This window comes from Capnocytophaga sp. oral taxon 332 str. F0381 (genome assembly GCF_000318275.2).
Classification (GTDB): domain Bacteria; phylum Bacteroidota; class Bacteroidia; order Flavobacteriales; family Flavobacteriaceae; genus Capnocytophaga; species Capnocytophaga bilenii.
The window spans coordinates 388-892 of the sequence record NZ_KB291251.1 but is presented as its reverse complement, the minus strand read 5'-3'; the positions used below and the strand labels follow the sequence as shown (position 1 = coordinate 892).

The 505-nt window shown below is 30.5% G+C and carries 1 protein-coding gene; it reads right to left on the bottom strand.

Annotated features, from left to right (window positions below):
* Positions 1-89: 89 nt before the first annotated feature.
* The coding region (locus HMPREF9075_RS00975; RefSeq protein WP_009414716.1) for a hypothetical protein at positions 90-505 on the bottom strand (416 nt) is incomplete at its 5' end.

The window sequence follows — 505 nt, the reverse complement described above, 5'->3', positions numbered from 1 at the left end:
TATTCTATTTATTAAATAAGCTTGTTTTAAGCTAAAGGAAAACTTTTCGGATAGCCTCTTGTTTTTACAAAAATCCAAAGATTTTATAATTACCATATTTCATTATCTTCAAATATCCAAAACTCTCCATTACAAATCCATTCCTCACGTTCCCCTACTTTTAAACGAACATTGACATCTGTCTTTGTTTCATTGACTTCTATAATAAGTTCGCCAGCCTTATCTTCTTGTCCCTTAAATGCCTTTTCAAAAGCATCCATTGCCTCCTTTATATTAAATTCAACACCTACCCTATAGATAATATCTTTTTCATCATAAAACTTAATATTCACCAGAGTAGGTACTGCTCTTGGGGCAAGTAATGTATATCGAAATCTTTCGGGAATGTGATATTTTTCTATTTGATTCTCTTTCCAAGTACGCTCTCCAAATAATGTTTCCAACTCTAGATTAAGACCTTGATAATAATAAGAGTGAATATACTTACTTTTATCTTTAGTAATAA